This window comes from Mesorhizobium sp. USDA 4413, from assembly GCF_056280365.1.
In genome coordinates this window covers 2,888,904-2,914,507 of sequence record NZ_JBVPRP010000001.1, presented here as the reverse complement: position 1 = coordinate 2,914,507, position 25,604 = coordinate 2,888,904, and the positions used below count along the sequence as shown (strand labels likewise).

The 25,604-nt window shown below is 63.9% G+C and carries 27 protein-coding genes; 9 read left to right on the top strand and 18 right to left on the bottom strand.

Annotated elements, in window-relative coordinates:
- The first annotated feature begins 7 nt into the window (after positions 1-7).
- Positions 8-358 carry a DUF488 domain-containing protein gene (locus tag ACVMIM_RS13940; protein WP_476112573.1) on the top strand — a complete coding sequence of 117 codons (351 nt, stop codon included), beginning with the start codon at positions 8-10 and terminating at the stop codon, positions 356-358.
- A 59-nt stretch (positions 359-417) separates the two neighbouring features.
- Here the strand turns inward: ACVMIM_RS13940 and ACVMIM_RS13935 are convergent, their stop codons facing one another.
- Positions 418-771: an ArsC family reductase gene (locus ACVMIM_RS13935; RefSeq protein ID WP_476112571.1), complete on the bottom strand. Its 354-nt coding sequence runs from the start codon at positions 769-771 to the stop codon at positions 418-420.
- Between the two features lie 169 nt (positions 772-940).
- Here ACVMIM_RS13935 and ACVMIM_RS13930 point away from each other — a divergent pair, with 169 nt between their 5' ends.
- On the top strand, positions 941-1,294 hold the full coding sequence (locus ACVMIM_RS13930; RefSeq protein WP_476112569.1) for an ArsR/SmtB family transcription factor: 354 nt from the start codon (positions 941-943) through the stop codon (positions 1,292-1,294).
- A complete protein-coding gene (locus ACVMIM_RS13925) occupies positions 1,291-1,770 on the top strand; it encodes an SRPBCC family protein (protein WP_476112567.1) in 480 nt (159 codons plus the stop codon). Before ACVMIM_RS13930 ends, ACVMIM_RS13925 begins: the two co-directional genes overlap by 4 nt.
- A 95-nt stretch (positions 1,771-1,865) precedes the next feature.
- Here ACVMIM_RS13925 and ACVMIM_RS13920 read toward each other — a convergent pair whose 3' ends face one another.
- The 9 genes from ACVMIM_RS13920 to ACVMIM_RS13880 form a co-directional block, all read right to left on the bottom strand.
- Complete coding sequence (locus ACVMIM_RS13920) at positions 1,866-2,219, bottom strand: nuclear transport factor 2 family protein (RefSeq protein ID WP_040998173.1); 354 nt, start codon at positions 2,217-2,219, stop codon at positions 1,866-1,868.
- A gap of 131 nt (positions 2,220-2,350) precedes the next feature.
- Entirely contained in the window at positions 2,351-2,899 is a 549-nt protein-coding gene (locus tag ACVMIM_RS13915) for a 2'-5' RNA ligase family protein (RefSeq protein ID WP_476112565.1), read from the bottom strand.
- Between the two features lie 145 nt (positions 2,900-3,044).
- Entirely contained in the window at positions 3,045-4,031 is a 987-nt protein-coding gene (locus ACVMIM_RS13910) for a 2-dehydropantoate 2-reductase (RefSeq protein ID WP_476112563.1), read from the bottom strand.
- Positions 4,031-5,560, bottom strand: coding sequence for an acyl--CoA ligase (locus ACVMIM_RS13905; RefSeq protein WP_476112561.1), 1,530 nt, complete (start codon positions 5,558-5,560; stop codon positions 4,031-4,033). Before ACVMIM_RS13905 ends, ACVMIM_RS13910 begins: the two co-directional genes overlap by 1 nt.
- 50 nt (positions 5,561-5,610) lie before the next feature.
- Positions 5,611-7,197: a gamma-glutamyltransferase gene (gene ggt / locus ACVMIM_RS13900; RefSeq protein WP_476112559.1), complete on the bottom strand. Its 1,587-nt coding sequence runs from the start codon at positions 7,195-7,197 to the stop codon at positions 5,611-5,613.
- A gap of 22 nt (positions 7,198-7,219) precedes the next feature.
- Positions 7,220-8,020, bottom strand: a complete 801-nt coding sequence (locus tag ACVMIM_RS13895) for an ABC transporter permease (protein WP_476112557.1) — start codon at positions 8,018-8,020, stop codon at positions 7,220-7,222.
- Positions 8,017-8,940, bottom strand: a complete 924-nt coding sequence (locus ACVMIM_RS13890) for an ABC transporter permease (protein ID WP_476112555.1) — start codon at positions 8,938-8,940, stop codon at positions 8,017-8,019. The genes ACVMIM_RS13895 and ACVMIM_RS13890 overlap by 4 nt, the downstream gene beginning before the upstream one ends.
- On the bottom strand, positions 8,937-10,016 hold the full coding sequence (locus tag ACVMIM_RS13885; RefSeq protein ID WP_476112553.1) for an ABC transporter ATP-binding protein: 1,080 nt from the start codon (positions 10,014-10,016) through the stop codon (positions 8,937-8,939). Before ACVMIM_RS13885 ends, ACVMIM_RS13890 begins: the two co-directional genes overlap by 4 nt.
- A 79-nt stretch (positions 10,017-10,095) precedes the next feature.
- On the bottom strand, positions 10,096-11,136 hold the full coding sequence (locus ACVMIM_RS13880) for an ABC transporter substrate-binding protein (protein ID WP_278050430.1): 1,041 nt from the start codon (positions 11,134-11,136) through the stop codon (positions 10,096-10,098).
- 233 nt (positions 11,137-11,369) lie between these two features.
- On the opposite strand from ACVMIM_RS13880, the gene ACVMIM_RS13875 reads away from it, so the two are divergent.
- A complete protein-coding gene (locus ACVMIM_RS13875; protein ID WP_278050429.1) occupies positions 11,370-12,068 on the top strand; it encodes a GntR family transcriptional regulator in 699 nt (232 codons plus the stop codon).
- A gap of 15 nt (positions 12,069-12,083) precedes the next feature.
- Here ACVMIM_RS13875 and ACVMIM_RS13870 read toward each other — a convergent pair whose 3' ends face one another.
- From ACVMIM_RS13870 to ACVMIM_RS13845, 6 genes are all read right to left on the bottom strand, one after another.
- On the bottom strand, positions 12,084-13,154 hold the full coding sequence (locus ACVMIM_RS13870; RefSeq protein ID WP_476112550.1) for an ABC transporter ATP-binding protein: 1,071 nt from the start codon (positions 13,152-13,154) through the stop codon (positions 12,084-12,086).
- A gap of 61 nt (positions 13,155-13,215) precedes the next feature.
- Positions 13,216-13,824, bottom strand: coding sequence for a cupin domain-containing protein (locus ACVMIM_RS13865; RefSeq protein WP_476112548.1), 609 nt, complete (start codon positions 13,822-13,824; stop codon positions 13,216-13,218).
- A 206-nt stretch (positions 13,825-14,030) separates the two neighbouring features.
- Positions 14,031-15,101, bottom strand: coding sequence for an ABC transporter substrate-binding protein (locus ACVMIM_RS13860; RefSeq protein ID WP_476112546.1), 1,071 nt, complete (start codon positions 15,099-15,101; stop codon positions 14,031-14,033).
- A 27-nt stretch (positions 15,102-15,128) separates the two neighbouring features.
- Entirely contained in the window at positions 15,129-15,947 is an 819-nt protein-coding gene (locus ACVMIM_RS13855; protein ID WP_476112544.1) for an ABC transporter permease, read from the bottom strand.
- Positions 15,944-16,831, bottom strand: a complete 888-nt coding sequence (locus ACVMIM_RS13850; protein ID WP_476112542.1) for an ABC transporter permease — start codon at positions 16,829-16,831, stop codon at positions 15,944-15,946. Before ACVMIM_RS13850 ends, ACVMIM_RS13855 begins: the two co-directional genes overlap by 4 nt.
- Before the next feature lie 109 nt (positions 16,832-16,940).
- Positions 16,941-18,224, bottom strand: coding sequence for an NAD(P)/FAD-dependent oxidoreductase (locus tag ACVMIM_RS13845; protein ID WP_476112540.1), 1,284 nt, complete (start codon positions 18,222-18,224; stop codon positions 16,941-16,943).
- Between the two features lie 197 nt (positions 18,225-18,421).
- Here ACVMIM_RS13845 and ACVMIM_RS13840 point away from each other — a divergent pair, with 197 nt between their 5' ends.
- From ACVMIM_RS13840 to ACVMIM_RS13820, 5 genes are all read left to right on the top strand, one after another.
- The gene (locus tag ACVMIM_RS13840) at positions 18,422-19,579 is read left to right on the top strand and encodes a fumarylacetoacetate hydrolase family protein (protein WP_476112538.1); all 1,158 of its coding nucleotides are present in this window, start codon (positions 18,422-18,424) and stop codon (positions 19,577-19,579) included.
- Between the two features lie 267 nt (positions 19,580-19,846).
- Complete coding sequence (locus ACVMIM_RS13835; RefSeq protein WP_476112537.1) at positions 19,847-20,779, top strand: substrate-binding domain-containing protein; 933 nt, start codon at positions 19,847-19,849, stop codon at positions 20,777-20,779.
- 104 nt (positions 20,780-20,883) lie between these two features.
- Positions 20,884-21,870, top strand: a complete 987-nt coding sequence (locus tag ACVMIM_RS13830; RefSeq protein ID WP_476112535.1) for an ABC transporter permease — start codon at positions 20,884-20,886, stop codon at positions 21,868-21,870.
- 4 nt (positions 21,871-21,874) lie between these two features.
- Entirely contained in the window at positions 21,875-22,669 is a 795-nt protein-coding gene (locus ACVMIM_RS13825; protein WP_476112534.1) for an ATP-binding cassette domain-containing protein, read from the top strand.
- A 71-nt stretch (positions 22,670-22,740) separates the two neighbouring features.
- Positions 22,741-23,763 carry a LacI family DNA-binding transcriptional regulator gene (locus ACVMIM_RS13820; protein ID WP_476112533.1) on the top strand — a complete coding sequence of 341 codons (1,023 nt, stop codon included), beginning with the start codon at positions 22,741-22,743 and terminating at the stop codon, positions 23,761-23,763.
- Between the two features lie 384 nt (positions 23,764-24,147).
- Here the strand turns inward: ACVMIM_RS13820 and ACVMIM_RS13815 are convergent, their stop codons facing one another.
- Entirely contained in the window at positions 24,148-24,936 is a 789-nt protein-coding gene (locus tag ACVMIM_RS13815) for a class I SAM-dependent methyltransferase (RefSeq protein ID WP_476112532.1), read from the bottom strand.
- A 54-nt stretch (positions 24,937-24,990) separates the two neighbouring features.
- Positions 24,991-25,572, bottom strand: a complete 582-nt coding sequence (locus tag ACVMIM_RS13810; protein ID WP_040998179.1) for a TetR/AcrR family transcriptional regulator — start codon at positions 25,570-25,572, stop codon at positions 24,991-24,993.
- Positions 25,573-25,604: the final 32 nt, after the last annotated feature.

Genomic DNA, 25,604 nt, shown 5'->3' with positions numbered 1-25,604 from the left:
GGTTGTGATGGCCTTCGACCTAGCAGTGAAGCGCGTCTATGAGCCGCCGGCGAAAGCCGACGGCCAGCGAGTGCTGGTCGACCGCCTCTGGCCGCGCGGCCTCAGCAAGAAGGACGCCGAATTGACGCTATGGCTGAAGGAGATCGCGCCGAGCGACGAACTGCGCAAATGGTTCGGGCACGAGCCAGAGCGCTGGGCCGAGTTCCAGAAGCGATACCGGGCCGAGCTCGACGCCAACAAGGAAGCGGTGGCGCAGTTGCGTGGCATGCTGCGCGAGGGCAAGGTGACGCTGCTCTACGGCGCGCATGACGAGGCGCACAACAATGCGATGGCGCTGGCGGAATACCTGCAGACGTAGCGTTGAGATGCTGGCGGGATAGAGGGGGGCGCGAGGAACGCGGCTGACGAAGATCGAACCTACTTGCTACCAACCGCCTCCTCGTAAACTTCGGGCTTGAACCCCACCAGGACCCGATCGCCGACCTCCAGCACCGGCCGTTTGATCATCGTCGGCTTGGCGAGCATCAGCTTCTTCGCCTTCTTCTCATCCAACCCCGCCTTGTCCGCTTCAGGCAGCTCGCGAAAAGTCGTGCTGCCCTTGTTGAGCAGCTTTTCCCAGCCGACCTTGCCGACCCAGCCGTTCAGTTTGCCGGCCTCGATTCCCTCGGCCCGGTAGTCATGGAAGCGATAGGGCACGTCATGGCTCTCCAGCCAGACGCGCGCCTTCTTGATCGTGTCGCAGGTGGTGATGCCGTACATGGTGATGGTCAAGGCGGGCCTCTGTCGGATGGTTTCGAATCCGGCGGAAGCCTAGGCCGGCCCTGCCCACTTTGCCAGCGCTTGCCCCGGTGCGACTTTAGCGCTTGCCAATACTAAGGATTTTTCCTAAGTATTTTCCGCAACGATCTCCGACCACCAGGCGGTCCCGGAAGGAACAGCTATGAGCCTGCAGACAGCAAGCCAGAACCCGCCGCCCATCGACGGCATTTTTCGCGCGCTTGCCGACCCGACGCGACGGCGCGTGGTGGAGCGGCTGAACAGGAGCCCTGCCTCGGTCAGCGAGCTGGCGGAGCCTTTCGGCATGGCGCTACCCTCCTTCGTCGAGCACCTCAAGGTGCTGGAAGGTTGCGGGCTGGTGCAGTCGCAAAAGGCCGGCCGGGTCAGGACTTACAGTCTGTCGCCCGAGCCGCTGAAGCTTGCCGAAAACTGGCTCGCCGAACAGCGCGCGCTGTGGGAGCGCCGCCTCGACCAGTTCGACACGTATGTGATGAGCCTCAAGGAGAATGAAAAGTGAGCTATCCGTTCAAGCCGAATCCGAAACTGGACCTGACGCTGGAGCGCTTCCTCGACGCGCCGCACGAACTCTTGTGGCGCGCCTGGACGAGGCCGGAGCATGTCAAGCAATGGTTCACGCCAAAGCCATGGGTTATCACCGATTGCGAGATCGACCTTCGGCCCGGCGGCCTGTTCCGCACCCGCATGCAGTCGCCCGACGGCAAGGAGGTCAGCGACCGCCATTGCTGCTATCTGGAGATCGCGCCGAACGAGCGGCTGGTGTGGACCGACGCCCTGCTGCCTGGCTACCGGCCGTCCGGCGAGCCCTTCATCACCGCGGTTATCGCGCTGACGCCAGAGGGTAAGGGCACACGCTACACCGCCACCGCCATTCATCGTGACGAGGCGACGCGCAACAGACATGAGGAGATGGGTTTCTTCGACGGCTGGGGCACAGTGGCCGACCAGTTGGCGGAGCATGTGAAGACGATTTGAGAAGCAGACATGGCGGCTTGGTATCATCCGAGGCCGCCATGCCTGATTTCTAAATTATGCTGCGAAGGGCGTTCGCAGCCCAAGGCCAGCAAGCCTCAGTAGTAGAACCGCTCTTCGGTGATCTTGCCGTTCTTGACGGTGTAGAGCCCAACCTCATCCATCTTGACGCGTTCGCCGGTCGATTTGGGCGTCACGTCGAAGCTGAAGCGCAAGGCGAACTGGTCGCCATTGACGTATGGCCCCTCGACCGAGCCGCCGTGAACCTCATGGTTCGCTTCCCACCACTCGCCCTTCTGCTTGACGGCCTCCTTGCCGTTGCACACGGCCATCGGGCCTTCCATCGCTTCGTAGCTGACGATGTCGTCGGCATTGTATTTCGCGGCGGCGCCGTGGTTGTCGCCCCGCTTGAGGAGTTCGGTGAAATCCTTGGCAATTTCCGCAGTGGTCATGGGATCCTCCAGGTTCAGAACAGACATCAGGTAGTGACCGATTGTTCGCCTGCCACCGGTGGCTCGCTGCACAGGTGACAATTCGTGTCAGGATGGTGGCATGCGTCGACGATAAGGATGATTTGAGACGCTCACATGACGGCATGCGCGTCGTCCTGACCGCTTAATTGCCAACGCCTGATGACCTGATACCGATCTTGACGCAGGAAACTGTGTATCAATACGAACTCGCGCACGGTCCAACCGATCGGCTCAACTGCCCGCTCCTCAACTTTCGAAACGCGTGCTTTGTCACGCAGCAAAGTAACATGCGGCTCTATTGAATTCGGGACAGCCTGCTTTAACGGGCTATCCAAAAGTGCTGCCGTGAACGCCCGCCAAAAGGCTTCAAATTGTGGAATGCCATCACTTGCGCGCAAGACCAATGCACCACCGCCAAAGGACGACAGACGGTTGAAAGAGACATCAAAGACCTGGGCTCGTACAAGTGAGCCCGCATAACAGGCATCCTCAACCAGAAGCCTCGGCAAACCGTCGTAATCGCCGAGCATGGCAAGCGAGATATGACGATGACTGGGACGAATCCGCTTACCCCCGAGCCCCAGCTCTCGTTGCCAAGCCACGGCACGCGATTCCAAAATAGGGACGATCATCTGTTCGGCAAGAATGGCGAAGAACAACCGGTCGGTCGGATCATGACTGGCCAGATCCCACCGGAAAAAAGCTTGGCCGTTCCTGCCGATGCCGTACCACGGTTCTCCGCTTCATGGCTGATCCCTTTCGGACATCGTCCAAAGGACCATTCTAGAACAAAACAGGAACAAACTACAAGGAAGAATAACACCCGCGCTCGATCGCCAGCCGCCGCACCAGCGCCAGCACGCTGTCGATGGTCGGTGTCGGCTGGCCGGTCAGGCGGCCGAGCTCCTGCACGGCCGTGACCAGCGCATCGATCTCCATCGGGCGGCCGCGTTCGAGGTCCTGCAGCATTGAGGTCTTATGCTCGCCGACATCGCCGGCGGCCTTGATGCGCCGGTCAACGGGAATGAGGAAGCGCACGCCGAGGTGTTCGCCGATCGCCTGCGCCTCCAGCATCATGGCGCGGGCGACGGCGCGTGTGCCTTCGTCGGCGACGATCGCCGCAAGCGTCGCGCCCGTCAGCGCCGAGATCGGGTTGAAGGAGAGATTGCCCCAAAGCTTCACCCATATCTCCGAGCGGATGTCCTCGCGCACGGGGGCCTGCAGCCCGGCCTTGACCATTTCGCGCGCAAGCGCGGTGGCTCGCTCACTCTTCTCCCCCGACGGCTCGCCCAGCGAAAAGCGCGTGCCTTCGACGTGGCGGATTAGGCCGGGCGCATCCACCTCGACGGCCGGATACACGACGGAGCCGATGACGCGCTCGGGCCCGATCCGCTGCCAGATCGCACCGCCTGGATCGACCGCGTCGAGTCGCGTGCCTTCGAGCGCGCCGCCCGCCTTGTGGAAATACCACCAGGGCACGCCGTTCTGCATGGTGACGACGGCTGTCCCCTCGCCCAGCAGCGGCGCGATCTCGTCCAGCGCAGGCGCCAGCGAATGCGCCTTCAGCGCCAGCACGACATAGTCCTGCACGCCGAGTTCCCCGGCATGCGCCGCCGCTTTCACCTGCGCCACCGTTTCCTTGCCGTCCTCGATCAGACGAAGCCCATTGGCCTTGATCGCCTGCAGATGCGCGCCGCGCGCAACGATCGACAGATCGACCTGGCGGGCGATAGCGAGCTTCGCAGCGAGGTAGCCGCCGATGGCGCCGGCGCCGAAGACTGTGATGCGCATCAGCCGAGACCGAGCTTGGCTGCGAGACCGATGCGCTGCAATTTGCCGGTCGCGCCCTTTGGGATCTCCTCGAGGATCACCACCGTGCGCGGCACCTTGAAGTCTGCGAGCCGGCTCGACGCAAAGCCACGGATATCGGCCTCGCTGGCGCTCTGGCCTTCGCGCAGCACCACGGCAGCGGCTACTTCCTCGCCGAGCTTGTCGTGCGGCATGGCGAAGGTGACGACCTGAGCCACCGCCGGATGGTCCATCAGCACGCCGTCGACCTCGAGCGGCGAGATCTTCTCGCCGCCGCGATTAATGATCTCCTTCAGCCGGCCGGTGACGCGCAGATAGTTGTCCTCGTCGAGCACGCCCTGGTCGCCGGTGTGAAACCAGCCATGGGCGAAGGCGCTGGCATTGGCGTCCGGGTTCTTCTCGTAGCCGGCGGTGACATTGGGGCCGCGAATGACGATCTCGCCGATCTCGCCGGCTTTGAGCAGCCGCCCGTCCGGCGCCATGACGGCGACTTCCGGGCCTGCCGACGCTCCGACACTGCCGGGCTTGCGCAGTCCGGGGGGCAGGCGATTGGACGCCATCTGATGCGCGGCCTCCGTCATGCCGTAGGCCTCGATGACCGGGCAGCCGAAGGTGGCCTCCAGCTCGGCCATGACTTGCGCCGGCAGCGAAGCCGACGACGAGCGGATGAAGCGCAGCTTTGCCCCGGCAAGCTGCTCGGGATTGCGGGCGGCGCGCGGCAGGATCGCCTGATGCATGGTGGGCACCGCCGTGTACCAGCTGGACTTGGCCTCGGAGAGCCACTGGAAGAAGCGCAGCGCGTTGAAACCCGGCGTGCAGAAGACGCTGCCGCCGGCGACGAGTGAGGACAGCACCGCCGCGATCAGCCCATGGATGTGGAACAGCGGCATGATGTTGAGGCAACGGTCGGCCGGCGCCAGGCCGAGCGTCGCGCCGATATGCGCTGCCGACGCCGCGAGGTTGGCGTGGCTGAGCGGCACCAGTTTCGGACGCGACGTGGTGCCGGAGGTGTGCAGAAGGAGAGCCGTGTCGCCGTCCTCGGCCAGTCCGGACGAAACAGGCGGGCCAACCGGATCGCCTTCGATGATGAAGACGCCAGCCGGCGCGCCTTGGGGGACCACCAGCCGCAGCACAGGGATGCCGAGGCGCCCGGCAACTTCGACCGATGGCCCCTGCTCTTCCTTGCCGACGACGACCGCCTTGACGCCGATATCGCTGAGATAAAAATCAAGCTCGTCGGCCCGGTAGGCCGGATTGAGCGGCGCGGTGGAGGCTGCCGCCGCCACGGCGATGAAGGCCGTGGCCATCTCCGGGCCGTTCGGCAGCACGATGGCCACGCGGTCACCGCGGCCTATGCCGAGCCCATTGAGCCGCGCCGCGGTATCGCGGACCAGGCGGCGCAGCCCACCATGCGAGAGCGCTGTCCGTTCGGGCGCGGCGATGGCCGGCGCATCGTCGGCGCCGGGCGCGAGGCGATGGACGAGATCGGTGGCGTTTTGGCTGTTTGTCATGATTCCAGACTATGTTTCGAACGATCGGCCTATGTCCAGCAAAGGGCTGCTCAGTATCCAAGCGCCAACCCGTCCTTGCGCGGATCGGACGCGCCGGTAAGAGTGCCCTTTTCCCAATCGATCAGCACCGCTTGACCGCCGCCCAGAGGGTGACCGGGCTCGACCACCTTGTGGCCAAGCCGGCGCAGACCTTCGATCGTCTCGGTGCGCACGCTGCGCTCGGCCTCGACGACGTCGTGATTGTAGAACACGCGCGCCGCATCGATCGCCTGCTGCGGGTCCATGCCGAAGTCGATCATGTTGGTCAAAAGATGCACATGGCCGAAGGGCTGGTAGCCGCCGCCCATGACGCCGAAGGGCATCATGGCGCGGCCCTCCTTCGTCATCATGCCCGGCATAATCGTGTGCAGCGGCCGCTTGCCCGGCGCGATCGCGTTCGGGTGCTTCGGATCGAGGCGGAAGCTGGAACCACGGTTCTGCAGCACGACGCCGGTCTTCGGACCGACAACGCCGCTGCCGAAGGAGTAATAGGTCGAGTTGATGAAACTCACCGCGTTGCGGTCACGGTCGACGACGCTGATATAGACCGTGTCGCTGCCCGGAAGATCGAGGCGCGGCAGATGGGTCATGGCGCGCTCAGGGTCGATCGCAGCGCGCAAGCTGTCGGCATAGGTGCCCGAAAGCAGCGCGTTGACCGGTACGTCGACATGGTCCTGGTCGGCGAAAAACGCATCGCGATCCTGGTAGGCGAGCCGGCCCGCCTCGATCTCGAGATGCAGGCGCGCGGTGCCGTCCGGATCAAGCTTGCCCAGATCGAAGCCCGAGAGCAGGTTCAGCATCAAAAGTGCGGTCAGGCCCTGGTTGTTGGGCGGCATCTGGTGGATGCCGTAGCCGCGATAGGACGTGCTGACCGGGGTCCGGTAATCGCCCTTGGTGGCGGCGAAATCGTCGAGCGTATGCAGGCCGCCAAGCGCGCGAAGCCGTCCGACGAGGTCGTCCGCGACCTCCCCTTCATAAAAACCGGCGCGGCCTTTTCTGGCGATGATGCGCAAAGTCTCCGCCAGCTCTGGTTGGCGATGGATATCACCCGCCTTCGGCGGCTTGCCGCCAGGCAGGAAGATGCGCGTTGCCACCTCATCGGCCGCTAGGTCGGTCTCGGGGTCCTCCCAGTCGAAGGCGACGCGGTCATGCACCACATAGCCGTCTTCCGCGTAACGGATGGCCGGGGCGAGCGCGTCTTCAATGCCCTTGCGGCCATGGTCTTCCAGCAGCCGGCACCAGGCGTCTACGGCGCCTGGAATGGTGACCGCGTGCGGGCCCTGTTTCGGGAGCTCGTTGAAGCCATTCTCCAGATACCAGTCGACCGTCGCGGCCTTGGGCGCGCGACCGGAGCCGTTGAAGGCAAGCACAGTGCCCTCGCCCTTCGGGCAATAGAGGACAAAACAGTCGCCGCCGATGCCGGTCGATTGCGGTTCGACCACCGCCTGCACCGCCGCCGCGCAGACGGCGGCGTCCATGGCGTTGCCGCCGGAGCGCAGCATGTCGATGGCCGCAAGCGTGGCGAGCGGATGCGATGTCGCGGCCATGGCCTCGGTGGCGCGGACCGGCGAGCGGCCTGGAAACTGGAAGTCACGCATGCTGTTCTAGGTATCCCTGCATTCAACGTCCACGGCCGAAAAGCTGGGCGGCGGACAACAAGACGATCGATAGCACGATCAGGCAAGTCGAAATGGCGGCTATCGTCGGATCGATCTGGTCGCGCAGGGCATTGAACATGCGCCGCGTCAGCGTCGTGGTGTCGCCGCCCGAGATGAACAGCGACACCACCACCTCGTCGAAGGAGGTGATGAAGGCAAACAGCGCGCCGGAGACGATCGAGAATCTTATTTGCGGCATCGTCACCTGGAAGAAGGCGGAGAAGCGGCCGGCGCCAAGGCTACGCGCCACCATCTCCTGGTTCATGTCGTAGGATCTCAGCCCCGAAAGCACGGTCAGCACGACCAGCGGCAGCGCCTGTACCGTGTGCGCGATGACGAGGCCAGTCAGCGTGTTGTTGAGGCCGATACGGGCATAGAGGAAAAAGGTGCCGATGCCGATCAGGATGACCGGGATGATCAGTGATGCGGTGAGCAGCGCGTTGATCGCGCCGGTCAGCCGCAGCGTGCGGGCGTTGATGGCGTAGGCCGCGGCTGTACCGAGCAAGGTTGCGGCGATCGCCGTCATCACTGCAACCTTGACCGACACGATGGTGGCGTCGCGCCATTCGACCGAGCCGAAATAGCTTTCATACCAGCGCAGCGACCATTCCTGCGGCGGGAACTGCAAGAGCGACGAGCCGGAAAAAGACATGATAACGATGATCACCGACGGGGCGATCAGGAACAGCATGACGAGGCCGCCGAGCGCGTAAAGCCAAAGGCGTTGCCGATGCGAGATGGGCAGGCTGTTCTCCATGCTCATCGCTCACTCCAAACTCCGGTGGCGCGGGTGCCGAGCAGCCAGTGGAAGAGGCCTAGCAGAGCCAGCGTGACGGCGAGCAGCACGACGCCAAGCGCTGCGCCCGCGCCCCAGTTGGAATAGAGGCTGGTGGCCTGCTCCATGCGCATCGCCCACATGATGACCTTGCCGCCGCCCATCAGCGCCGGCGTGACGAAAAAGCCGAGGCACAGCACGAAGACGATGACCACGCCGGAAGCAAGGCCGGGCAGCGACAGCGGCAGGAAGATCTGCCGGAAGGTCGCGGTGGGGCTGGCGCCGAGATTCATGCCGGCGCGCAGGCAGTCGGTGTCGATGCTCTTCATCGAGGCGTAGAGCGGCAGCACCAGGAAGGGCAGCATGATGTGGGTCATGCCGATGACGACGCCGGCGAAATTATTGGCGAGCGGCAGCGGCTGGCCGATGACGCCGAGGTCGATCAGCCATGTGTTCACCAGCCCCTTGCGCTGCAGGATGACCAGCCAGGCATAGGTGCGCACCAGCACCGAAGTCCAGAACGGCAGGATGACGAAGATCAGGCAGGCTCCGGCGGCGCGGCGCGGCAACTGCGACAGCATATAGGCCAGCGGATAGCCGAAGAGCACGCAGGCGCCGGTGACGGTGAAGGCCACCTTGAAGGTGGTGACGAAGGTCTTGATGTAGGACGCCTGCTCGAAGAAGCGCGCATAGTTCGAAGCGCTGAGCTGGCCTGTCTCGTCGAACAGCGAAAGCCAGAACAGCCAGCCGATCGGCACGATGATGACGGCGAAGACCAGAAGCAGCCCCGGCGACAGAAGCGCGAGCAGGCCGCGCGATTCCCGCCGGGCATCCGCGCGCAAGGCACCGGCGTTGATCGCCCTATCGGCCCGGCCGGCATGATCGAGACTGGCGGACGCGACGCTCATCGGTCGGCCACCAGAACGACGTCCTGCGCATCGATGCCGAGCGTTATCGGCTCGCCCGGCGCCGGCAGTTTCGCCAGCACGTCGGGGCGGCAATAGTCGCGCAAGATCACCTGCCGCCCGTCCTTGAGCGTCGCGTAACAGACGAAGCTGTCGCCCTGATAGATGACATCGCCGACAATTGCCGGCAGCGCATTGACGTCGCCTGTGGGTTCGCCAGCCACCACGCGCAGCTTTTCCGGCCGCACCACCATCGAATAGCGGCCGGGGGAAGGCATCGGTTCCTTCATGCGCAGCTTGCCGCCTTCATGCCAGACGCCGCCATCGCGGCATTCGACCGGAATGAAGCTGGATTCGCCGATGAAGCCGGCAACGAACTTTGTCTTCGGCCTGGCGTAGAGGGCTTCAGGCTGATCGATCTGCTCGATGCGCCCGGCATTCATGACGGCGATGCGGTCCGACATGGTGATCGCCTCGCGCTGGTCGTGCGTGACGTAGACAGTCGTCATGCCGAGCCTTCGATGCAGGTTGCGCAGCTCGATCTGCATGTGCTCGCGCAGGCTCTTGTCCAGCGCCGACAGCGGCTCGTCCATCAAAACGATGCGCGGCTCGAAGACGATGGCGCGGGCCAAGGCCACGCGCTGGCGCTGGCCGCCGGAAAGCTGGTCGACACGACGCTCGCCGAGGCCCTTCAGTTGCACAAGATCCAGCGCCCGCTCGACGCGCTCTGTCGTTTCAGCCGCAGATACGCGCCGCTGCTTCAGCGGAAAGGCAATGTTGTGGAAGACGTTCATATGCGGGAACAGCGCATAGTTCTGGAACACCATGCCGATATTGCGCTTATGCGGTGGCATGGTGATGATCTCCTCGCCTCCGACCTTGATGGAGCCGGCATTGGCCCGCACAAAGCCGGCCAGGATCATCAAGAGCGTCGTCTTTCCCGAGCCGGACGGCCCGAGCAGCGTCAGGAATTCGCCCGCCGCCACATCGAGGCCAAGATCGTGCAGGACCGACAGGCCGCCGAAGCGCTTCTCGATACCGCTGATGCCGATGGGAAGCGCGGACTGCGCGAGAGACAAGAGCATCTCCTTCAACTCCGGATCATGTTGGCGAAACGACGCGGAGCGGCGCCGAGTGGACACCGCTCCGATAGGGTCGCTATTGCTGGATCAGGTTGTTGAACTTCTCGGTCGCCTCGACGAGTGTGTCGCGCCAGAATTCCGGATCCTGCAGCACCTGCTTCTTGACGTTCTCCGGCGAAGAATTGATGTCCTTGATGCGGTCCTGCGGGATCTTGCCGGTCTCGAAGGCCTTCTCGTTGGCCGGGCCATTGTCGACATAGAGAGGCAGATTGGCCTGGAGGTCGGGGCTCACGAATTTGGCTAGCGCCTTCATCGCGATGTCCTTGTTCTTCGAGCCCTTCGGGATGACCATGCAGTCGGCCGTGAGCACGCCCTGGTCGAAGGAGAAGCTCACCGGCGCGCCTTCCTTTTTCAAGGTGCCGGCACGGCCGTTCCAGATGCTCGCCATGTCGACTTCGCCATCCTTGACGAGTTGCATGGCCTGCGCGCCGGAGGTCCACCAGGCATCGATATGGCCGCGGATCTTGTCAACCGACTGCAACGCGCCGTCGATGTCGACCGGATAGACCTTGTCGATCGGAATGCCCTTGGCCAAAGCCGCAACGCTCAGCGTTTCGGTCGACTGGCTGCCGGAAAGCGCGCGACGGCCGGGGAATTTTTCGACGTTCCAGAAATCGGCCCAGGTCTTCGGCCCTTTATCGCCGAAAACATCGGTGCGATAGATCAGCACCACGGAGGTGTAGGAGATGCCGACCCAGTCGTCATGGACAAGCTTCGGGTTGATGCCGCTCTTGTCGATGACGTTGTAGTCGAGCTTCTCGAACAGGCCTTCCTTGGAGCCGCGCGCGCATTCGTCGGCGCCGAGCTCGGTGATGTCCCATTTGACGGCGTTGCCGGTGACCTGCAGGCGCACGTCGTCGAGGCCGTTGGTGGTGTCCTGCTTGATGGTGATGCCGAGTTCCTTGGCCGCCGGATCGAAGAAGGCCTTGGTCTGCGCCTCCTGATAGGTACCGCCCCACGAGGCGACGGTGATTGTGTCGGCGGCGGACGCCGGAACGGCGACCGTGGCGAGCAGCCCGGCGATCGCCAGGCCGTGAATACAGAGTCTCTTCGTCATTTTCGCTTCTCCAACCGGTGTTCCCGTTATCGTTGATTTGGTATGCGAATTTGTATACAATTTTGAGTGTAATTTTTCGAAGGCCGATGTCAACTCGGTTTCGCGTTTTTTTGGCTACGGTAGAGAACGGCCATTCCGCTGGGCAATTGCCTCCGACGAAACGCTCCTGTTCAAGCATGGCCTAAAACGAACTAAGCTCGCGAATCCGTGACGCAATGGTGGAGGCGGAACGCTTGAAGGAAAGAAAGAACACGCTGCGCGACTCGGTGTTCGAGAAGCTCAAGGCGTTGATCATCACCGGCCAGATCCCGCCGGGCGGCCGGGTGACGGAGAACGAGATCGCCGAGCGCCTCAACGTCAGCCGCACGCCGGTGCGCGAGGCCTTCAACCGGCTGGAGCGCGATGGGCTGGTGATCGGGCGTCCGCGCCAAGGCTATGTGGTGGCCGAGTTCAACCTGACCATGTTCCGCGAGGCCTTCGACATACGCGAGCTGCTCGACGGGCGCGCGACGGAACTGGCGGCGGCCAACGCGACTGCCGCGGACAAGGCGAGGCTGCGCGAGATGCTCGCCGAATGCGAACGGCTGGCGGCGATCCCGGACCGCAGCACCAGGGAGAAATTCGAGGAGTTGCAGGTCGGCATCGACCTGCACCGGGTGATCGCCGAAATCAGCGGTAACGAGATGCTCCATGGCATGCTCTGCGGCATTCTCGACAAATGCCAGCAATATGTCTGGACGGAGCTTCTGTGGCTGGACGAATGGAAGCTCACCCGCGAGGAACATGCCGGCATCGTCGACGCGATCTGCGCCGGAGATGTCGCTTTGGCCGGCGAGCGCGCCCGCGCCCATGTGCGCGGCTCGCGTGAGAACATCCTGCGCCTGCTGCAGGCCAAGTCGGACTATCAGGGATTCTTCGCCAAGGCGTCGTGAGCCAGCGCTATCCTATCAGTTGGAAAGCACAGGGCAGTTGGCGCCGCGCCTCAAGCTGACATGCGCCACGTCGCCGACGCCGAATTGAAAACCGTCGGTGCGGCGTGGCGCATCGATGACGATCGGAGTCCCCTGCCCTAACTCGACATGAAGACGCAGCGTCCGGCCGTGGAAGACGACGCCGCTGACCCGCGCCGGCGCGGTGTCTTCGCCAGCCTCGCTGACTACCAGAAGATCCTCCGGGCGCACACCGATGGTGCGGGTGTCGCCGGCGACGGGCGTCTCGCCGGTGTCTGAGGTCGCCTCCAGCGGCAGTTCGCCGGCGGCAAAGCGCAGCCGCTCGCCGTCGCGACCGAGAAAGCGCGACTGCAACAGGTTCATCGTGCCGATGAAGGAAGCGACGAAGCGTGTCGCGGGCCGATCGTAGAGCGTGGCCGGCGGAGCTATCTGCTCGATCCGACCCTTGTTCATGACGACGATGCGATCGGAGATCGACAGCGCCTCGGTCTGGTCGTGCGTGACCATGACGAAGGTGGTGCCGAGCCGCGACTGCAGCCGCTTCAGTTCCACCTGCATCTGCTCGCGCAAATGTGCGTCGAGCGCCGACAGGGGCTCGTCGAGCAGAAGCACGCGCGGCTCACAGACGATGGCACGGGCGAGCGCGACACGTTGGCGCTGCCCGCCGGAAAGCTCGGAGATACGGGCGCGGATCTTGTCGGCCAGGCCCACCATCTCGAGCGCCTCGCCGATGCGCTTGGCCTGCTCGGTGCCGGTGAGCTTGCGCAGCGACAGGCCGAAGCCGACATTGGCCGCGACATCCATATGCGGGAAGAGCGCATAGTCCTGGAAGACGGTGTTGACCGGGCGATCGAAGGGTCGCAGCCCGGTAATGTCGCGGCCTTCGAGCAGCACGCTGCCGCTACTCGGGCTTTCGAAGCCGGCAATGACGCGCAGGCTCGTGGTCTTGCCGCAGCCGGACGGGCCAAGCAGGGTGAGGAACTCGCCGGGAGCGATGTCGAGATCGACGCCATCAAGGCCAACGATGCCGCCCGGAAAGACCTTCGAGACTCTCTGCAGCCGAACCAACGGTTCTCGCAATTCCGGACGGAAAACCGCTTCACACTTTTCCTGGAATTGCTCTGGGGCGTCAGGCGCCATCGCGCACCTCGGAAGGCTTCGTGGTATTGACCCAGAGGATCTGGCACTGCTCGGCGCCAGGGTTGCGGAAGGCATGCAGCAGCGTGCTCTTGAAGGCAAAACTGTCGCCCGCCTTCAGCACATAGGTCGTGGCATCGACCACCAGCTCGGCCTCGCCGGTCATGACGAAGCCGAATTCGTGGCCGGCATGGGCATAGGCTTCCGCCGTGCCGCCGCCGGCCTCGACCGTGACCAGCATGCCGGTGAGCGTCGCGGCGGGCGGCGACAACAGCGCCTTGGCGATGCCTTCGGATTTCACCGGGATCGCGCGGCGCTTGTCGGCGCGCACGCAATAGAGGTCGTTGACCGCTTCATTGCCGTCGGCGATCAGCGCTGAAGGTTCGATGTCCAGCGCCGCCGCCAGCGGCCAGATCACCTTGACGCGCAGCGATGACATGCCGCGCTCGATCTGACTGAGCGCGCCGATGGAGATGCCGGCCTTCGCCGCAAGCTCGGCCAGCGAGAGGTTGCGCTCCAGGCGCAACGCCCGCACGCGCCGGCCGACGCGGATGTCGGCATCGTCTTTCTGCTTTGCCGCTGCTTCGTCCAAAACATCCATGCAATGGTCCTCATTTGGTCTCTTCACCGGTGCGGCGCAGCGCCGCCAGGCTCCCCTTCTCCCCTTGTGGGAGAAGGTGTCGCCGAAGGCGACGGATGAGGGGTGTTCCAGCTTGGCGACGACGGCGATCCGTCCAACACCCCTCATCCGTCTCGGCGCGCGCGCCGATCCACCTTCTCCCACAAGGGGAGAAGGTAAGGCGCCGCTCATCCCCCAGCCTTCACTTTCTCGAACATCTTGGCCACATCGTCATTCTGCTTCATCGGGCCGGTGAAGATGGTGCTCTTCAGCATCACGTCCGGATCCGCCGGCAGCTGCAGCTTGTCGAGCTCCTCCTTCGACACGCCGGCGAAAGCGGTCGAGAGCGAGCTGCCATAGCCGTAGGACTGGATCAGGAATTTCCCCGAGTCGGCGTCGAGCCGACTGTTGATGAAGTCGTAGGCGAGATCGATGTTCTTGGCATCCTTCAGCATGACGAAGCCGCAGGCCCAGGTCAGCATGCCTTCCTTCGGCTTCATGAACTCAACCGGCACGCCCTGCTTCTTCAGCGACGTGGCCGACGCGTTCCAGGTCATCGCCGCGACCAGTTGGCCGCTTGCCAGCGCCTGCTCGACCGAGGTCATGTCGGTGGTATAGCTCGACAGCAGCGGCCGCTGCTCGCGCAGCTTTTCGGCCACCTTGTCCATCTGCTCCGGCGTCATGTCGAACGGATTCACGCCCGCCAGAAGGGCTGCGACGATCGGCGTGTCATGCACGGCGTCGATGGTCGCCATGCGGCCGGCATATTGCTTGTCCCACAGAAGGTTCCAGCTCGCTTCGGGGTTCTTCACGAGATCGGTGCGATAGAGGATCGAGGTGTTGCCCCAGTCCCACGGCACCATCCAGACCTTGCCGTCGCCGGCCTGCAGGTCGGGCAAGTTCTTGAACACCGGGAAGATCGAATCCCAGTTCTTGATGCGCTTGGTGTCGATCGGCTGCAGCAGGCCTTCCTTGTTCCAGCGCGCCACCTTGTCGTAGCAGGGATGCGCGATGTCGGGCCGGAAGCCGGCCTTGACCTTGGTGAAGGCATCGTCATCGTCGCCGAAGATCGTCGCCTCGACGCCGTCCGGATGCGCGGCAAGGAAGCTCTTGTTGAAGTCGGGCAGTTCATACCCCGACCAAGTGAAATATTGCAGCTTGTCGGCGGCCAGAGCGACCGTCGACGACAGCGCAAGCGCCAGCGCGGCAAGGCCCGCCCTGGCCTTGTGTCCGGCGATCGATTTCAGGTGGAATGTCATTTTCGTTCTCCTCTTCTTTGTTGTCGTTCAGGCTGGATTGCGGCGCGCAGCACCGAGGCCGCGATGGCGAAGGATTTCGGCTGAGCCGGCGATGATGAAGGACACGGTGAGGATCACCGTACCCAGCGCCATCACGGTCGGCAACGAACGCGGGAAGCGCAGCTGGCTCCAGATGTAGAGCGGCAGCGTCGGCTCGGTGCCGGCGAGGAAAAAGACCACGATGAACTCGTCGAAAGAAATCAGGAAAGAGAGCATGAAGGCCGACAGCACGGCCGGCGCACTCAGCGGCAGCATGACGCGCCGGAACGTCGTCCAGTCGGACGCCCCGAGGTCGAGCGCCGCCTCGCGGATCGTCTTCGGGATAGCGGCGAAGCGGCTGCGCATCACCACCACCGTCGTCGGCAGCGCGACGAGGATATGGCCAAGCACGATCGAGACACGCGATGGGCCAAGACCGATGAGATTGACCAGGATCAGGAGCGAAATGCCGACGATGACGCCGGGGATCAGGATCGGCAGCCGGGCGATGGCGCTTATGGTGGCGGCGAGCGTCGAACGGCCGTAGAGGTCCATATAGGAGACGGTGATGCCGCAAAGCGTCGCGCCGAAGGCGGCGATGACGCCGATGACAAGGCTGTTGGCCAAGGCGCCGGAGAGCGCCGGATTGCCATAGAGCGTGCGATACCAGTCAAGCGTGAAGCCTTGCAGCGGGAATGCCGCCTGGATCGAATTGTTGAAGGAAAACAGCGGGATCAGCAGCACCGGCAGATAGAGGAAGACGAGATAGCCAAGCACATAGAGGCCGAGCCAGCGGCCGTCGTTGTTGGTGTCAGCCCGGGCGCTCATGTGCGGCTGCCAAACCGGCGGTCGGCGCCGCGCGCTACGAGCACCACGCACAGGATCACCAGCATGACGCAGACCGAGAGTGCTGCGCCAAACGGCCAGTCATTGGCCTTGCCGAACTGCGACTGGATCAGCGTGCCGATCATGGTGCTGGCCGGGCCGCCGACCATGGCCGGCGTGACATAGTCGCCGACGGTCGGCACGAAGACGACGAGCGCCGCGGCCAGCACGCCCGGCATCGAATTGGGCAGCACGACGCGGCGGAAGCTGGTGAAGGGCCGCGCGCCGAGATCGGAGGCGGCTTCGAGCAGCGATTTCGGGATCGTGTCCAGCGCCACGTAGATGGGGAGGATGGCGAAGGGCGCGTAAGCGTGGGCGAGCGTGACGACCACCGCGGCCGGCGTGTTGAGAAAGGCGAGCGTCGGCTCCGACCAGAGGCCGGTCTCGATGAAGGCCGAGTTCAGCACGCCGTTATAGGCAAGCACGATCTTCCAGGCGAAGACGCGCAAGAGATAGCTGGTCCAGAACGGCAGCGTCACCAGGAAGAGCAGCAGATTGCGGCGACGACCGGCATGGAAGGCGAGGTAATAGGCAACCGGGTATGCAGTGACGACCGTCGCCAGCGTCACCAGGCCGGCAATGACCAGCGAGCGCAGCGTCACCGTCCAATAGAGCGGATCGGTGGCGACGGTGACGAAGTTCTCCGCCGTCAGGCCGACCCCGAGAAGCGAACCGTCATTTCCCCTGAAGGCGAGGAAGACCACAAGGCCGAGTGCGAACAGGATCAGGAAGAATGTGACCAGCCCGCCCGGCAGCAGCATGGCTAAGCGGAAGACCGGCGAGATGCGGTTTTCCGGCAATGGCCGCGCTGCAACGATGGTGGACATCTGACCGCCTTTTTCGGGGCTGCCCATCGATTTTTTTGAAATCGACCAATGCTTTTTCATATTCATGAAGCTGTCAAGCAGAATCGCTTGTGCACCGCATTTGTTGGGGTCAGCGCTCGAAGGCGTCCAGCATGCGATACCAGGTGATTGCCGCGGCGACGCCGACCTGGCGAAAAGCATGGAACGGGATCGGCCGGATCGGCGACAGCGGGAACGGCAATTGCCTTGCATCACCGCTGGCAAGATAATTCGCCATGCGCTTGCCCAGCGCGCTCATCAGCCCGACGCCCCTGCCCTGGCAGCCAACGACCGCGAGCAGGCCCTTTTCCGGCTCATGCAGATGCGGCAGGTGATCCGGAGTCAGCGCCACGCGGCCGAACCAACGCTTTTCGATGGCGATGCCGGCAAGCGCCGGATACAGGCGGATGAGCGCGCGTTCGCAATGCGCCCAGTCGGCCGCGCTCGACGGCAGCGCCATGCGGCCGCGGCCGCCCAGCACCATGCGGCCATCGGGGCTTTTGCGGTAATAGATCAGGATGCGACGGGAATCGGAAACGGCCTGCCCACCCGGCAGGATGCTTGCGGCAAGCTCGGCCGGGAGCGGCGCGGTGGCGATCTGGAAGGAATGCAGCGGCACGATTGTTTGCGCAAGGCCCGGCAGAAGACCGTCCGTATAAGCGTTGGTGGCGAGCACGACGGCCTTCGCGCGCAATTCGGTGCCGCTCTGTGTCGAAATCAGCCATAGGCCGGCCTCCTTCACGAGTTTCACCACCTTCTGGTGTTCGGCGATCTTCGCTCCGGCAGTAGTGGCGATGCGCGCCAGTTCCATCGTGTAGGACAGCGGATCGATGACGCCGGCGCGGCGGTCGAGCCAGCCGCCAAGATAGCCTTTGGCGCCGGTCATCGCCGCGATCTCGGCCCGGTCGAGCAGCTCGACGTCGGCGCCACGCGCCCGCCACTGGCGATCGCGACTGGTCGCCGCCTTCAGCGCGGTCTCGGTGTGGGCGGCCTGGATCCAGCCATTGCGGGTGAACGGCACGGCGAGCTTCTCATCGCGGATCAGGTCGAATACCGCATCAGCCGTTGAGGCGGCGAAGTCGACCAGAGCCTCGCCGCGCTCCTTGCCGAAATGCTCGATCAGCCATTCAGGATCATATTTGAGGCCAGGAATGACCTGGCCGCCATTGAGGCCCGAAGCGCCCTGCCCGATCGCGCCGGCGTCCAGCACCTGGACCGAGAGCCCGGCGCGAGCCGCATGCAGCGCGGTCGAAAGGCCCATAATGCCGCCGCCGACGATAACCGCATCCAGCCTACCGCCGGCCGACAGTTCCGACTGAAATGCCGTGGCTGCCTGCGGCTTCTGCCAGATCGGATCGGAAAAGGCCGCGGCCAAAGAGGTCACCTACGCGCTGGAACTTCGTGAAAATCCTATTGCCGATTTCACAAACTTGAAAGAGCGCTTCGATAGGCCAGTTCGGCCGTGGCTGTGCGACAGCACAGTGATGGCCTTAAATGTTGCGGCTGGCGGATAGACGTTTCCACGAAATCGGGGAAAATTGCCGCGCGCGAAAAATCGAGAGGAACATCGCCATGACCGATCCAACCCGCCTGCCCGCCGACGGACATTTCGTCGGCCGCGCCAAGACCAGCGCCGCTTCCCATCCGCTGGTGGTGACGGTGCGGGATGGCGAGGTGATCGACATCACGTCGAGCACGGCGCCCACGGTGCGCGACGTTTGCGAATTGAAGGATCCGGCTGGTTATGTGCGCTCGGCCAAAGGCAAGGCGATCGGCGCGCTTGCCAATATCGCTGCGAACAGCTTCGAAGCCGGGCGCGACGCGGGAAAGCCGATCCTGCTTTCGCCCGTCGACCTGCAGGCGGTGAAAGCTTCGGGCGTCACCTTCGTCGTCAGCCTGCTCGAGCGCGTCATCGAGGAGCAGGCGCGCGGTTCGGCGGAAAAGGCGGACGCCATCCGCGCCGACATCGCCGGGCTGATCGGCCACGATCTCTCGAAGCTCAAGCCCGGCTCGCCGGAAGCGATGGAGATCAAGGCCAAGCTGATTTCGCGCGGCGCTTGGTCGCAATATCTGGAAGTGGGCATCGGCCCGGACGCCGAGATCTTCACCAAATGCCAGCCGATGGCTTCGGTCGGCTTCGGCGCCGATGTCGGGCTGCATCCCGTCTCCACCTGGAACAATCCGGAGCCGGAGATCGCCATGGTCGCCGACAGTTCGGGCCGCATCGTCGGCGCCACGCTCGGCAACGACGTCAATCTGCGCGATGTCGAAGGGCGCTCGGCGCTGCTCCTCGGCAAGGCCAAGGACAACAACGCTTCCGCCTCCCTCGGACCCTTCATCCGGCTGTTCGACGAGACCTTCTCCATCGCCGACATCAAACGCGCCACGGTGCGGCTCAGCGTCGAGGGCGAGGACGGCTTCTCGCTGGAGGGCGCGAGCTCGATGGCGGAAATCAGCCGTTCGCCGGAAGAGCTGGTAAAGGCGGCGATGGGTCCGCACCACCAGTATCCCGACGGGCTGGCGCTCTACCTTGGCACCATGTTCGTGCCTTCGAAGGATCGCGGCGAGAAGGGCAAGGGTTTTACGCACAAGATCGGCGACATCGTCACCATCTCGTCGGAAAAACTTGGCGCGCTTGTCAACCGCGTGCGGCTGTCGCCCGACTGCCCGCACTGGACCTACGGCGCCAGCCACCTGATGCGCGACCTGGCGAGGGCGGGCCTTATCTAACGCCGCACCAGCAAGCCTTGCCTGGAGGCCAATCCGCGCGGCGATAGGCCGATGCCGCCGCTTGCCCCGAAAATCATCGCAGCTGATGCAATCTGATGGGATTGCTGATGGCGCGCGCGCCTCACCCAACATCCATTAGCGATGGAGGCTTGCCAGCGCCGGAAAAAGAGAATGCTCTAGACGTTCCGGTCGGCGCCGGCAGGAGACGCGGTCCAAGGCCGCGTCGCGCCGATCCAGGAGGAGAGTTTCAACATGGGAGGAAATCGAATGCTATCGAGGCTGAGACTGCTCGTGCTTGGCTTGATCGCCATGCTCGCCATTCCGGCGATGGCCGAGGCCAAGACGTTCTACTGGATTTCACATGGCGGCCCGGCCGATCCGGTCTGGACCTACTTCCTGGCCGGCGCCAAGCAATGGGCTGATGACACCGGCAACAAGGTCAATACGTCCTTCCACAATGGCGACGTGGCCTCGCAGCAGGAGGCCGTCCGCGCCGCCATCTCGGCCAAGGCCGACGGCATCGTCACCACCAGCCCCGATCCGGGCAGCCTTGTCGAGATCGTCAAGGAAGCGCGCGCGGCCAACATCCCGATCATCAACTTCAACACGCCCGACCCGAAGGCCAATTTCAACGCCTATGTCGGCGGCGACAACGTCACCTTCGGCAAGCACTGGGCGCAATACCTGGTCGACAAGGGCCTGGTGAAGAAGGGCGATTTCGTCTGGATGCCCGTCGAGGTCCCCGGAGCCACCTATGGCGTGCAGGAAGAGGAAGGCATCAAGAGCGTGTTCGAGCCGGCCGGCATCACCTATGAGGTGACCGAAGCGACGCTCGACCAGGCCGAAGTGATCAACCGCATGGTCGATTATCTCACTGCGCACAAGGGCAAGGTGAAGGCCATCATCGGCCTCGGCGACCTCGTCACCGGCTCGATCAAGCGCGTGTTCGACCAGGTCGGCGTCAAGCCGGGCGAAATTCCGGTCGTCGGCTGGGGCAACTCGCTCGACACCACGCAGGAAGTGCTGAACGGCTATGTCAACGCCGCGCAGTGGCAGGACCCGCAGGCAACCAGCTACATCGCGCTGTCGATGGCGGCGATGGCCTCGGCCGGCATTCCTCCGGGCTTCAACGTGATCACCGGCGCGCTCTATGAAAAGGACACCGCCGGCGTCTACGACAAGATCCTGTCCGGCAAGTAATCCGTGAAATTGAACGGTCGCGACTTCACCCGGTCGCGGCCGCCTTTTCCTGTCCCGCCGCGCCCGCCTCGACCAGGCAGGCCGGCCGTAACGTCGCGGGTTCAATGGAAAACCGTTCTGTCATTCAACGCCTGATCGCGCGGCCGGAATTCGGTCCGCTGGTGCTGCTCGTCGTCGAGCTCGTCGTCTTCTGGGGCATCAATCCCGACTTCCTGTCGCCGCAGAACATCTCCAACATCCTCGCCTTCACCGTCGAGCTCGGCCTGATCGCGCTGGCGATGACGCTGCTGATGACATCGGGCGAATTCGACCTTTCCGTCGGCTCGCTGTTCGGCTTCTCGCCGGTGCTGATGTGGACGCTCTACAATGGCGGCGTCACCTCGTTGGAGGTAGGCCTGCTGATCGCGCTGATCGTTGCTGCGCTGATCGGGCTGGTGAACGGCTGGTTCGTCACCCAGCTCAAGATCCCCTCCTTCCTGGTGACGCTCGGTATGCTTTTGGTCGTGCGCGGCTCGGCATTGTTCATCACCGACGGCTTCCCGCAGCGCACCTGGAGCGCGGAAGGCAGCTGGCTCGCGAACATCCTGGTCGGCGACTTCTATCTCGGTCCGTTCCGCATCTATGCCTCGCTGTTCTGGTTCATCGGCGCCGCGATCATCCTGGGCTATGTGCTGACGCAGAGCCGGACCGGCAACTGGATCCAGGCGGCGGGAGGCAATCCGAACGCTGCCCGCGCGCGCGGCGTCAACGTCAACCGCGTCAAGGTCGGCCTGTTCATCCTCTCGGCGGTGATGGCCTCGCTCGCCGGCGTCATCTCGTCATTGCGCACATCCGCGGCCAACCCCAACAGCGGCACGGGCTACGAGCTCGAGGTCATCGCCATGGTGGTGATCGGCGGCACGGCGCTGACCGGCGGGCGCGGCACCATCATCGGCACGGTGCTCGGCATCCTGATTCTGCGCGTGATGCGCAACGGCATCGTGCTGATCGGCGTGCCCGGGCTTGCCTACAATATCTTTATCGGCGCGATCATCCTCGGCATGATGGCGCTGCATTCATGGCTCGAGCGCCGGCACCAGGCAGGGACTTAAGACGATGGCCGAGCCTCTGATCCGCATGGAAAACATCCGCAAGTCCTACGGGCGCGTGCAGGCGCTGGTGGACGCCAATTTCCACGTCAACGAAAGGGAGATCGTCGGCCTGCTCGGCGACAACGGCGCCGGCAAGTCGACGCTGATCAAGGTGCTGTCGGGCGCCGTGCCGCTGACCAGCGGCGACATCTTCATCCGCGGCAAGAAGGTGACGCTGCGCTCGACCAGCGACGCCATCGCGCATGGCATCGAGACGATCTACCAGGACTCGGCGCTGGTCACGCAGCTGTCGATCGCCCGCAACCTGTTCCTCGGGCGCGAGCCGATCAAGCCGCCGCGCTTCCTGAACCGCATGGACCAGGAGGCGATGAACGCGGTGGCGCGCGACCTTCTGCGGCAAGTCGGCATCACCAAGAACATCCCGCCGACGACGCCGATCGGCTCGCTGTCGGGCGGCGAGCGGCAGGCCGTGGCGATCGCCCGGGCCATGCATTTCGACAGCGATCTCATCATCCTCGACGAGCCGACCAACAATCTCGGCGTCGCCGAGACGCAAGGCGTCCTGAGCTTCGTGCGCAGTGCCCGCGATTCCGGGCACTCCTGCATCTTCATCGCGCATAATATCCATCACGTCTTCCAGGTGGTCGACCGCATCGTGGTGATGCGCCGCGGCAAGGTGGTTGCCGATGACATCGACCCGAAAAAGACCACCGTCGCCGAGGTCGAGCGCGTCATCACCGGCATGTCGGACAAGGAGATCCGCGACGCGATTTCCGACGGCCCGCAGCAGCATGGCTGATGGCTGGCTTTGATTTGTCCTGATATTGATTGGCGTGATAGGGGCTCGCATCCCATCCTATGACTGGACCCATGAAAGCCACCGTAGCCGATATCGCGAGGAGCTGCGGCCTGTCGACCGCGACCGTCGATCGGGTGCTCAACAACCGCCCGGGCGCGAGCGCGGCCAACCGCCAGCGGGTCCTGGAAGCGGCGAAGCAGCTCGGCTATCTGCCGACGCTCGACCAAGTCGTGCTCCCCTCTAAGCCGGCGCATCTCGAATTCTTCCTGCCGATCGGGTCCAACGCCTTCATGGCCGATCTTGCCCACCACATCGACGACTATGCGGCGCGCCTGCCGCTGGTGGCGTCCTGCCGCATCCACAACCTTGCCGGCATTTCGCCGGGCGCGCTGCAGAGCGCCGTGGAGAATCTGTCGCTCAAGGCCAATGGCGTCGGCGTGATCGCCATAGACCATCCGCGCACGCGCAACATCCTGCGCGAGCTGGTCGATGCCGGGATCAGGCTGGTCACGCTGATCTCCGACGTGCCGGCAGCGCCCCGCTCGGCCTATGTCGGCATCGACAACCGGGTGGCGGGCCGCACGGCAGCGCTGCTGATGGGCCGCTTCCTTGGCGGCCGTACCGGACAGCTGGCGATGGTGGTAGGCTCGCGCTCCTATCGCGGCCATGAGGAGCGCGAGATGGGTTTTCGGTCGGTGCTCGCCGAAGAGTTCCCGAACCTCACCGTCTCCAGCGCCGTCGAGATCAACGACGAGCCGGACGCCAGCTACCGCGCCACCATCAAGGCGCTGCACGACGAACCGGATCTGCTCGGCGTCTATTGCGTGGGTGCCGGACGCTCAGGCGTCGCCAAGGCGTTGCTGGAAGCCAAGCCGCAAAGGAAGCCGGTCTTCATCTGCCACGACCTGACCAAGGAAACGCGCCGCTATCTGGTCGACGATCTCGCCGACGTCGTCATCGACCAGAATGCAAGGCTGATCGCCGAGCAAGCGGTGATCCGCCTGCTCGGCTCTATCGCCTCATCGGCACCCTATCTGACAAAGAAATTCATCGAGCCGCGGCTGATCTTCAAGGAAAACGTGCCGGTGCAGTAGCTGGCCAGCGAAGGTTCGCGGATTTGTCTGACGATTGATCCGGCAATTCTGCACAGCAGCTATGCACGCTTCGCAATTGCCGAATCGTTGGGCAGCCCGTATTTATGCACGTGTCGGATGTCTTCCTCCTCCCAGACACCGACGAGGAATGCGGTACACCTCCTCCCGTGCCGTATTCGAAATCGAAGCCCGCTGCCTCCTCCTCCCGGCAGCGGGCTTTTTCTTTGCCCGCAATGAGGCGGCGGCGGAGCCAGCCCATCTGATGCTGACTAAAGCGCGTCGCGATCTTTCAGATTCGCTCCCTGCGCTTTAGGCTTTGATTTTGCGCATGTCTTGGCCCCGAAATCGGTTCCCACTTTCGGGAGACATGCTTCAGGTACGCGCCTAGCCTTTTGCTGTCACCAGATTGGAGCTGAGTTCGAAAGCGACTCCCGATCCATCGGCGTAGGACTGCAGCACGGGCGCACTCCCGCTCACGATGTCCTCCACGGCGCGCTTGCGTTCGTTATCGGTCATTGCCTTGCCGGCAGTGCTCATGCCGACCAGCGCCATCGTGTTCAATCGCAGGAGCGGCGCCCCGTCCTCAAAGCGTATCCTGCGCGATATTGTCCTTGATCGAACGTCGTGGAAGCCCGCGTCCCGGAGCAGCGCCTCTATCGGCGCCGCATTCCCAAAGCTGTGGCGCAGGTCCACGATTGGGCCGAGGAGTCGCTCGGCGACGCGGCGGAGATCCCGAAAGAAGGGGATTTCCTCATCGGGGCGCCACGTGGCGACTGCCAGCCGGCCGCTCTGCGCCAGTGCCCGCCGCATCTCCGCCGTCGCAGCGGGCTTGTCGGGAAAGAATTGCAGCCCCTGCTGACAGACGATCACGTCGAACTGCTCTCCGTCATGGAGGGGCAGTGCACCGGCATTACCCAGGCGCCAATCGATGTCTGGCGCCACGGTGCGCGCGACGGCAAGCATTTCTGCGTTGATGTCGATGCCGACGACGTATCCGGCGGTGCCAAGCCGTTCCCTGGCAACGCGGGCAACTATTCCCGTGCCACAGGCGATGTCCAACACACGGTGGCCTGGAGACAGCTTCAGCTCTTCAAAGGTCACTTCGGCCCAAGGGCGGAAGAGAGGGCCCACGAGCCAGCGCTCATACATCTCCGGAAAACTTGCCTGACCCATCGTCTAGCGCCCGTTGCCGGGACAGCATAGCAGAATCAGGACGAGGCGAAGAGATCAGCGCGCCCGGAACGAGGCGATCAGGCTTTCGGCCATGCGCACGAATTGCGCGCTCGGTCCTTCGGCGCCGACGCTCTGCATCGAGACGCGCGCGCCTTCGAGCAGAAGCGACAGCGTGTCGGCGAGCAGCTCGGCCTGACCGATGCCGGCATCACGGCAAAGCGCAACCAGCTTTTCGCGCTGGGCTTCCTTGAGTTCCTTGATGACGCGCCTTGCCGGGTGATCGGTCTCGGTGAGCTCGACGGCGGCATTGGCCATGTCGCAGCCGCGGCTGTCGGCGCTGAGCAGCTCCGAAGCCTTGTGGACCCAGGCATGCAATTGCGCGAGCTTGTCGCCGGGATGCTTGGCCTCAAACTCGTCCCAGATCCTCGAGGCCTTCGCCGCCGTGGCGCGCAGGCATTCGATGATCAATTCGTCCTTGGACTCGAAATGACGGTAAAGCGTCATCTTGTTGGTGCCGGCAGCTTCGGTGATGGCGTCGACGCCCACACCCTTGATGCCGTGCTTGTGGAACATGTCCTGCGCCGTCTCCAGGATTCGATCCCGGGGGCGGGAACGCTCCGCGACGCCGTCAGCCATCATGATCTCCTTTCGTCGTTTCCAAAAAAACC

Excerpts from the sequence above, each read along its gene's own strand:
- ACVMIM_RS13940 (WP_476112573.1), top strand. The coding sequence starts at position 8 with ATGGCCTTCGACCTAGCAGTGAAGCGCGTCTATGAGCCGCCGGCGAAA.
- ACVMIM_RS13930 (WP_476112569.1), top strand. The coding sequence starts at position 941 with ATGAGCCTGCAGACAGCAAGCCAGAACCCGCCGCCCATCGACGGCATT.
- ACVMIM_RS13920 (WP_040998173.1), bottom strand. The coding sequence starts at position 2,219 with ATGACCACTGCGGAAATTGCCAAGGATTTCACCGAACTCCTCAAGCGG.
- ACVMIM_RS13910 (WP_476112563.1), bottom strand. The coding sequence starts at position 4,031 with ATGCGCATCACAGTCTTCGGCGCCGGCGCCATCGGCGGCTACCTCGCT.
- ACVMIM_RS13905 (WP_476112561.1), bottom strand. The coding sequence starts at position 5,560 with ATGACAAACAGCCAAAACGCCACCGATCTCGTCCATCGCCTCGCGCCC.
- ggt (WP_476112559.1), bottom strand. The coding sequence starts at position 7,197 with ATGCGTGACTTCCAGTTTCCAGGCCGCTCGCCGGTCCGCGCCACCGAG.
- ACVMIM_RS13895 (WP_476112557.1), bottom strand. The coding sequence starts at position 8,020 with ATGAGCATGGAGAACAGCCTGCCCATCTCGCATCGGCAACGCCTTTGG.
- ACVMIM_RS13890 (WP_476112555.1), bottom strand. The coding sequence starts at position 8,940 with ATGAGCGTCGCGTCCGCCAGTCTCGATCATGCCGGCCGGGCCGATAGG.
- ACVMIM_RS13880 (WP_278050430.1), bottom strand. The coding sequence starts at position 11,136 with ATGACGAAGAGACTCTGTATTCACGGCCTGGCGATCGCCGGGCTGCTC.
- ACVMIM_RS13865 (WP_476112548.1), bottom strand. The coding sequence starts at position 13,824 with ATGGATGTTTTGGACGAAGCAGCGGCAAAGCAGAAAGACGATGCCGAC.
- ACVMIM_RS13860 (WP_476112546.1), bottom strand. The coding sequence starts at position 15,101 with ATGACATTCCACCTGAAATCGATCGCCGGACACAAGGCCAGGGCGGGC.
- ACVMIM_RS13855 (WP_476112544.1), bottom strand. The coding sequence starts at position 15,947 with ATGAGCGCCCGGGCTGACACCAACAACGACGGCCGCTGGCTCGGCCTC.
- ACVMIM_RS13850 (WP_476112542.1), bottom strand. The coding sequence starts at position 16,831 with ATGTCCACCATCGTTGCAGCGCGGCCATTGCCGGAAAACCGCATCTCG.
- ACVMIM_RS13840 (WP_476112538.1), top strand. The coding sequence starts at position 18,422 with ATGACCGATCCAACCCGCCTGCCCGCCGACGGACATTTCGTCGGCCGC.
- ACVMIM_RS13835 (WP_476112537.1), top strand. The coding sequence starts at position 19,847 with ATGCTATCGAGGCTGAGACTGCTCGTGCTTGGCTTGATCGCCATGCTC.
- ACVMIM_RS13830 (WP_476112535.1), top strand. The coding sequence starts at position 20,884 with ATGGAAAACCGTTCTGTCATTCAACGCCTGATCGCGCGGCCGGAATTC.
- ACVMIM_RS13825 (WP_476112534.1), top strand. The coding sequence starts at position 21,875 with ATGGCCGAGCCTCTGATCCGCATGGAAAACATCCGCAAGTCCTACGGG.
- ACVMIM_RS13820 (WP_476112533.1), top strand. The coding sequence starts at position 22,741 with ATGAAAGCCACCGTAGCCGATATCGCGAGGAGCTGCGGCCTGTCGACC.
- ACVMIM_RS13815 (WP_476112532.1), bottom strand. The coding sequence starts at position 24,936 with ATGGGTCAGGCAAGTTTTCCGGAGATGTATGAGCGCTGGCTCGTGGGC.
- ACVMIM_RS13810 (WP_040998179.1), bottom strand. The coding sequence starts at position 25,572 with ATGGCTGACGGCGTCGCGGAGCGTTCCCGCCCCCGGGATCGAATCCTG.